The organism is Pullulanibacillus pueri (assembly GCF_014639255.1).
GTDB lineage: Bacteria > Bacillota > Bacilli > Bacillales > Sporolactobacillaceae > Pullulanibacillus > Pullulanibacillus pueri.
Genome location: NZ_BMFV01000066.1, coordinates 1 through 7,582, shown reverse-complemented (window position 1 = coordinate 7,582; position 7,582 = coordinate 1). Strand labels below are relative to the sequence as shown.

At 41.6% G+C, this 7,582-nt stretch carries 7 protein-coding genes; 6 read left to right on the top strand and 1 reads right to left on the bottom strand.

Features of this window, described 5'->3' with window-relative positions:
* Positions 1 to 133 precede the first annotated feature (133 nt).
* Complete coding sequence (locus IEV91_RS21310) at positions 134 to 616, bottom strand: LiaI-LiaF-like domain-containing protein (protein ID WP_188499438.1); 483 nt, start codon at positions 614 to 616, stop codon at positions 134 to 136.
* A gap of 385 nt (positions 617 to 1,001) precedes the next feature.
* Here IEV91_RS21310 and hemA point away from each other — a divergent pair, with 385 nt between their 5' ends.
* The 6 genes from hemA (at position 1,002) to hemL (ending at position 7,385) form a co-directional block, all read left to right on the top strand.
* Complete coding sequence (gene hemA / locus IEV91_RS21305; protein WP_188499437.1) at positions 1,002 to 2,357, top strand: glutamyl-tRNA reductase; 1,356 nt, start codon at positions 1,002 to 1,004, stop codon at positions 2,355 to 2,357.
* Between the two features lie 167 nt (positions 2,358 to 2,524).
* Positions 2,525 to 3,340, top strand: coding sequence for a cytochrome c biogenesis protein CcsA (gene ccsA / locus IEV91_RS21300; protein WP_188499436.1), 816 nt, complete (start codon positions 2,525 to 2,527; stop codon positions 3,338 to 3,340).
* A 19-nt stretch (positions 3,341 to 3,359) separates the two neighbouring features.
* Complete coding sequence (gene hemC, locus IEV91_RS21295) at positions 3,360 to 4,304, top strand: hydroxymethylbilane synthase (protein WP_188499435.1); 945 nt, start codon at positions 3,360 to 3,362, stop codon at positions 4,302 to 4,304.
* Positions 4,301 to 5,065, top strand: a complete 765-nt coding sequence (locus IEV91_RS21290) for a uroporphyrinogen-III synthase (protein WP_188499434.1) — start codon at positions 4,301 to 4,303, stop codon at positions 5,063 to 5,065. Before hemC ends, IEV91_RS21290 begins: the two co-directional genes overlap by 4 nt.
* Before the next feature lie 41 nt (positions 5,066 to 5,106).
* Complete coding sequence (gene hemB, locus IEV91_RS21285) at positions 5,107 to 6,093, top strand: porphobilinogen synthase (protein WP_188499433.1); 987 nt, start codon at positions 5,107 to 5,109, stop codon at positions 6,091 to 6,093.
* On the top strand, positions 6,090 to 7,385 hold the full coding sequence (gene hemL, locus IEV91_RS21280) for a glutamate-1-semialdehyde 2,1-aminomutase (protein ID WP_188499432.1): 1,296 nt from the start codon (positions 6,090 to 6,092) through the stop codon (positions 7,383 to 7,385). The genes hemB and hemL overlap by 4 nt, the downstream gene beginning before the upstream one ends.
* The last annotated feature ends 197 nt before the right edge of the window (positions 7,386 to 7,582 follow it).

Here is a 7,582-nt window from a genome sequence, read left to right as displayed (position 1 = left end):
GCCGTGCCCATGGAAAGCGAGCGACCTGGAGCGGAAATCCACCTACACGTTACGTCGCAATTTATATCAAAAGCGACAAACAATGTGCATCAAGTTTTAAATAAAAAGTAGCCCCTAACGCCAGAGTTAGGGGCTACTTTTTTTTCTTTGATAATAATAAGGAGAGACCAAGGGCAATGAGCACTAGTGGCCACAAGTTACCAATAAAGGAAGTGATTTTATAGGTGAACGTCTGAACACGTTCATAAAAGAAATCTAAGACTGAAAGTCCTGTAAAAATAATGCCGGGAATTAATCCTGTTTTTCGACCTTTAAAATAGCGAGCAAGGAAAGCCAATCCGATAATGAGACCATACATCGGTAATCCGCTTGGCCACCAGGAGACATGGTCCTTGAAATGGAAGTGAATACCTAATCCTAATAAAAGGACACCGACAAAAATGGAGTCATGTTCTTTGGAAAAATAAGAATAAGCGAAAAAAGCGAAGCCAATGATAATAAAGAAGGATGGCCAACTATTAAAGGTCGATAAGTAAGGGAGATGAAAGGTCCTGAGTAAAAAATAAATCCCTACTGCGAGGAGAATTAGACCTGTTAATACATTTTGTTTCTTCATGTTTCGGGGACCACCTCGAATCATTCTGTTATAAAAGAACCCATCAAACATATTATTTGGCAAAACCGATTGTCTTTCATTATACTTTAATAGGCTCAAGAATCACCCTGTTATGAATGAGGGTTTTTGGGTTTAAACTATAGTTAATAGTACCATAATAGAAAGAACTTTACGTCGTCTTTCATGAACTCTTCACATTTGAATCATGAGAAATAAAGATGATTATGTTATAATTATTCTAAATTAGTTCAAGAAGGATGTATGACTTTTTGAACATGAATCTTACCTTGATTAGGCTTTTTGGAGGCTTAAGGATAACCGCAAAAGGTATTTTCGTTTATTTACGGATCAACTAAGTATTTTGAATAAAACGGAGTGAAACATTATGCACATCCTGGTTGTTGGGCTGAATCATCGAACAGCTCCAGTAGAAATCAGAGAACAATATGCGATAGCAGAAACGGCATTAGAAGAGGCCTTACTTGAGCTAAGACAACAAAAAAGTATATTTGAAAATGTGATCCTCTCAACCTGTAATCGAACTGAAGTGTATATTGTCTCCGATCAATTGCACACTGGACGTTATTATACAAAAGCATTTCTTTCCAAATGGTTTGAAGTTGATATGGATACGTTAGAGCAATACATTTTTATAAAAGAAGAAGAAAAGGCGATCGAACATCTTTTTAAGGTGGCTTGCGGCCTTGATTCCCTTGTTATTGGTGAAACTCAAATTTTGGGACAAATTCGTGACGCGTTCTTAAAGGCTCAGGAATTAAAGGTTACCGGGACCCTTTTTAATGAGTTATTTAAAGAAGCTATTACGGTAGCGAAACGCTCTCATACAGAAGTTGCTATTAATGATAATGCAGTTTCTGTGAGTTATGCTGCCGTTGAACTTGCCGGCAAAATTTTTGGTCAACTGGATCAAAAACAGGTCATGATTATTGGTGCAGGTAAAATGGGAGAACTCGCGGCTACACATATGAAAAGCCACGGTGTGAACAAGGTCACTGTTCTGAATCGCACGATGGCAAAGGCAGAGGAATTGGCGGCTAAGTTTTCCGGGCGTGCCGTGAGTATGACGGAGCTCACGCCAACGTTAAAAGATGCTGATATCATTATAAGTTCAACAGGAGCCCCTGGCTTTGTATTGAACAAAGCCTCTGTCGAGGAGGCGATTAAGGCTCGTAAAGGCCGACCATTGCTCATGATAGACATTGCGGTACCACGAGATATCGATCCAGAAATTAACACTATTGAAGGTGTTTTTCTTTATGATATTGATGATTTAGAAGGCATTGTTCAAACAAACCTTGAAGAGCGAAGACAGGAAGCTGAGCAAATTGAAACACTTATAAGTGAACAATTATGGGCTTTTTCCGAGTGGCTGCAAACCCTCGGTGTTGTCCCAGTGATTACGGCTTTGCGGAAAAAGGCGTTGGCGATTCAAACTGAAACGATGAAAAGTATTGAGCGCAAAATGCCGAATTTGACGGATCGGGAGCGCAAAGTGATTAGTAAGCATACAAAGAGTATTATTAATCAGTTGTTACGAGATCCTATTGCAAAGGCAAAAGAATTTAGTGGCGAACCTAATGGACGTAAAAAGTTAGAAACCTTTATTGGGATATTTGGAATAGAAGATGAAGTTAAGGCTGAGCAGGACATTCAGCATAGTCTTGATATTGCTCAACCTCTCTCGCGTCAGGCATTTAAAGAAGCGCCTTCGAACTCTTAATTCTTTTGTGTCATAAGTAGCCTGTGCCTTACTTCTACTGAAATGGTATTTGCGATGTACTGTTTTGTCCTATGACTCTCTTTATTTTGCACAACGTTGAGGGGAGGGTCATAGTTGATAACTCAGATAGTCGTTTTCATTGATGGTGATAAAGGGGAGTTCCCTTAATGATGAGTTGGCTCTATGATCTAACTGTCAGTGTATATGCCGCTTGCGTGTGCGGCTTTTTTATAGATTTTTTGCAAACCAACCGGAAGGCACAAAGAATGGCCTTCTGGTTGCTTTCTATTGTTTGGATGCTACAATTATCGATTTTTGTAGTTAAAGTGTCACATACAGAGGTGTTTCCGATTTTAACACCACTGGATACCTTGTTTTTTGTCTCGTGGATTATTATTTCAGCATCTCTTATTCTTACACGCTTTTTCAAATTGCATTTTTTCGGTTTTTTTGCTAATATTGTCGGCTTTCCGATCATGGTGTTGACCTTATTTCAAACAAATGATCAAGTGGCCCCGATTCTTGGTGGACGATTAATGTCGGACCTACTGGTGATACATATTACGATTGCTCTGCTTGCCTATGCTATCTTTGCGATTTCATTCATTTTATCTCTTATGTACTTAGTGGAATACACGTTATTAAAGAATAAAAAGTGGGATCGTCGCCTCATTCGGTTTGATAGTTTAACACGTCTTGAGAAAGGGACCTTTTATTGCAATGTTTTAGGGGTTCCACTTCTGCTCATTAGTTTAATTCTTGGGATCATTCGTGCATCAACCGTATTTACCCAATTGAATTGGTTCGATCCAAAGATTATTGGCTCATTTCTCGTCTTTATTGCTTATTGCTATTATCTTTATTTGCGATTAGGGAAGAATCTTTACGGAAAGCCCCTACTTTTTTGGAATATCATTGCTTTTCTTCTCGTTCTCATCAATGTTTTTTTGTCTGAAGTCCTCACTGGTTTTCACTTGTGGTAAGCCGGCAAGGAGATAATTTATGGAGGTGTTTGATGTGAAAATAAATGTTGGCTCGCGAAAAAGTAAGCTTGCTCTTACTCAGACGCAATGGATAATGGACAAGTTGAAGGCCATCCAGCCAGAACTCGAATTTGAATTAAAACACATAATAACAAAGGGTGATCGCATTCTCGATGTGACGCTATCAAAAGTTGGAGGGAAAGGGTTATTTGTTAAAGAGATTGAACAAGCCCTCTTTGATAAGGAAATAGATTTTGCAGTGCATAGTATGAAGGATATGCCGGCAGTCATTCCTGAGGGACTGACCATTGCCTGTGTCCCAATACGTGAGGATTACCGTGATGCCCTAATTTCTAGAGAGGGAAAAGGGTTAAACGCATTGCCTGAAGGGGCTATTGTTGGGACAAGCAGTCTTCGTCGCCAAGCGCAAATTATAGCTGCTCGTCCTGATTTGAAGGTTGAGCCACTAAGAGGTAATATTGACACGCGGATACAAAAGCTTAAAGAGGGTCATTATGATGCGATCATTTTAGCTGCAGCTGGCTTGAAAAGAATGGGGTGGAGTGACGACATTGTCACAGAATACTTAGATCTCGATGTTTCTGTTTCTGCTGTTGGACAAGGTGCTCTTGCTATTGAATGTCGGCGTGATGATGCCGCACTCATTGACTTATTAAAATACATTCACGATGAAGAAACGGCTAAAACTGTAGCGGCTGAAAGAGCCTTTTTAAGAGAACTTGAAGGAGGGTGTCAAGTCCCCATTGCTGCCCACTGTGTGTTAGAAAATGATCAGCTTCAGCTGGTCGGTCTTGTGGCAACTCCAGATGGACAAACAGTTGTAAAGGAAAGCCTTACAGGAACGGATCCTGATCAGCTTGGTGTGCGGTTAGCAAACGATTTAAAATCCAAAGGCGCTGCCAAGATTCTAGAGGACGTGAAAAAAGAGCTTGATGAATCATGAGTGGTGGATTGGAAGGTCTAAAGATTATTAACACAAGGGCAATAGCTGTATCAAAAGCCTTCTCTGCTGAAATCGAGGCTCAAGGAGGCACTGTTATCCAAGCACCTGTGATGACATTTCAATCCTTGCCGCTTACTCCATCATCGGTAGCGGTGCTTCACGAGCTAAACAGCTTCGATTGGATTGTATGGACAAGTGGCAATGGCGTTCGTTTTTTTATGGAACAGCTCAAAGCTTTCAATATAACACTACCTCAGCAGCTTAACATTGCGGTTGTTGGAAGTAAAACAGCTCAAATTATAAAGAACTATGGTTTGCAGCCAGACATCATCCCGTCCCGTTTTACGGCCGAAATGTTGGCAGCAGCCATGCAAAAAAAGGCAAAGGGGCGCGTCCTTTTACCTTTAGGAAAAATGGCCAAGCAAGAGCTGGAAATTGCATTACAGGCAGATGGTTTTGAAACATACCGGGTGAATGTGTATGATACGGTATGTAATGAGAAGGTAAAACCCGTTTTAAAACAAATTATAGAAGCCAATACCGCGGATGTTGTAACATTTTCAAGTCCGTCAGCCGTTCGCTTTTTTTGTGAACTCACAGCATCACTGGAATGTTCTCTGTTTTGGGAGCGGGTGGCGATCGCTTGTATTGGCCAAGTCACTGCGGGAGAAGTAGTACGGCAAGGATTGCACCCTGCTATCGTTCCTGAGACGTATACCGCTTCCGCACTTATCGAGTCTATCATCCATTATTACCAGTGATATTTTCATAATGAGAATGTATAAACAAGGAGGAAACAACAATGAGTGAATTACACTTTGATCGTCATCGCCGGTTAAGAAAAAATCCGACCTTAAGAAGAATGGTGAGAGAGACCACGCTTTCTGCTGATGACTTTATTTATCCAGTTTTTGCTGTTGAAGGGGAAGAGATCAAAAAGGAAATTCCTTCAATGCCAGGCGTCTTCCAATTTTCTCTTGATCGATTAGGGGATGAAATTGCTGAGGTTGTTGAACTTGGTATTCCTTCTATCATGATATTTGGTGTTCCAAGTGAAAAAGATGCTGTGGGAACAGGCGCTTATCATACGCACGGGATTGTTCAAGAAGCGACACGCTTAGTCAAAGCAAAATATCCTGAATTAATGGTCATTGCAGATACTTGTTTGTGTGAATATACTGACCATGGCCATTGTGGAGTTGTTAGAGATGGTGATGTTGTCAATGATGAGAGTCTTGAACTTTTAGCGAAAACCGCGGTATCACAGGTTGAAGCAGGGGCAGATATTATTGCACCTTCCAATATGATGGACGGTTTCGTGGCTGCGATTCGACAAGCGTTAGACCAGGCGGGTTATCAAGATATTCCGATCATGTCCTACGCTGTGAAATATGCCTCGGCTTTCTATGGTCCTTTTAGAGATGCAGCTGATAGCACCCCACAATTTGGTGATCGGAAGACCTATCAAATGGATCCTGCTAACCGTCTCGAAGCATTAAGAGAAGCAGAATCTGATGTTCAAGAAGGGGCTGACTTTTTAATGGTGAAGCCAGGCCTTTCCTATTTAGATATTTTAAGAGATCTCAAAAACACCTATGATCTCCCGCTAGTTACTTATAACGTGAGCGGTGAATATGCCATGGTAAAAGCGGCCAGTCAGAATGGCTGGATCGATGAGAAAGCGACAGTGCTTGAATTGCTCATTAGTATGAAGCGTGCAGGTAGTGATCTTATTCTTACCTACCATGCGAAAGACGCTGTAAAATGGTTGAAGGAGGATGCGCGATGAAACCGATGGATCGTTCCATTGCTGCCTTCGAAGCAGCAAAACGTGTCATGCCTGGTGGTGTCAATAGTCCAGTCCGTGCGTATAAATCAGTAGACATGAATCCTGTATTTATGACAGAGGGCAAGGGATCAAGAATTACTGATATTGATGGCAATACTTATATTGATTATGTGTTAAGTTGGGGGCCGCTAATTCTTGGTCATGCCAATGATCAAGTGGTGGATCGCTTAAAGGAGACAGCGGAAAAAGGGACAAGCTTTGGAGCGCCTCATCTCTTAGAAACTGCCCTTGCAGAGCTCGTTATTGATCGCGTGCCTTCCATTGAAGTTGTGCGCATGGTCAACTCTGGAACCGAAGCAACAATGAGTGCTTTGCGTCTTGCTCGTGGATTTACAGGTAGAGATAAGATTTTAAAATTCGAAGGCTGTTACCATGGACATGGCGACTCTTTGTTGATTAAAGCGGGATCTGGGGTGGCTACACTCGGTTTACCAGATAGTCCTGGTGTTCCCGAAGGCATTGCCAAAAATACGATTACGGTGCCTTATAACGATCTTGATAGCGTGAAGGTGGCCTTTGAAAACTATGGCAATGATATTGCGGCCGTTATTGTTGAACCGGTTGCCGGAAATATGGGTGTCGTCCCTCCGCAAGATGGTTTCTTACAGGGCTTGCGTGAGATTACCGAACAAAACGGTACGCTTTTAATCTTTGATGAAGTAATGACAGGATTTCGCGTCGATTATAACTGTGCTCAAGGTTATTTCGGAGTGACACCAGATCTCACTTGTCTAGGAAAAGTCATCGGTGGTGGCCTTCCTGTTGGTGCCTACGGAGGCCGTCGTGATATCATGGAACAGATTGCGCCAAGTGGGACGATCTATCAAGCTGGAACGCTTTCTGGGAATCCTTTAGCGATGGTTGCTGGCTATGAAACCTTGTCTCAGCTTAAGCCAGAGGATTATCAAGACTTCCAGAAAAAAGCGGATCGCCTTGAAGAAGGCTATTTAGAGGCTGCTAAAAAATATGAAGTGCCGTTAGCTGTGAACCGTGCGGGCTCGATGATTGGAGTCTTCTTTACTCATGAAGACGTCATTAACTATGAGACAGCGAAAACAGCAAATCTAGACTATTTTAAAACCTATTTCCAAACAATGCTTGAGAATGGTGTATCACTGCCACCTTCTCAATTTGAAGGTATCTTTTTATCAACAGCTCATTCCATGGACGATATCGAAGCAACATTAGCGGCAGTAAATAAAGCTTTTGCTAAAATCGCCAGTCAAAAATAATTTCTATACAGTGCGTCTAAAAAGTGTGGAGAAGCCCTCGGGTTTTTTCATGCTTTTTTTATAACTTTACAAAAGCGTCTAGCGGTTTTTTGCTAAAAGACAGTTACATTCTCTGGGGGCGCAAAATACAAAGTTGAAGGAAATGGCGACGTAACTCACCACACATAAGCACCGCTACGGAAATACACTACGCTTTC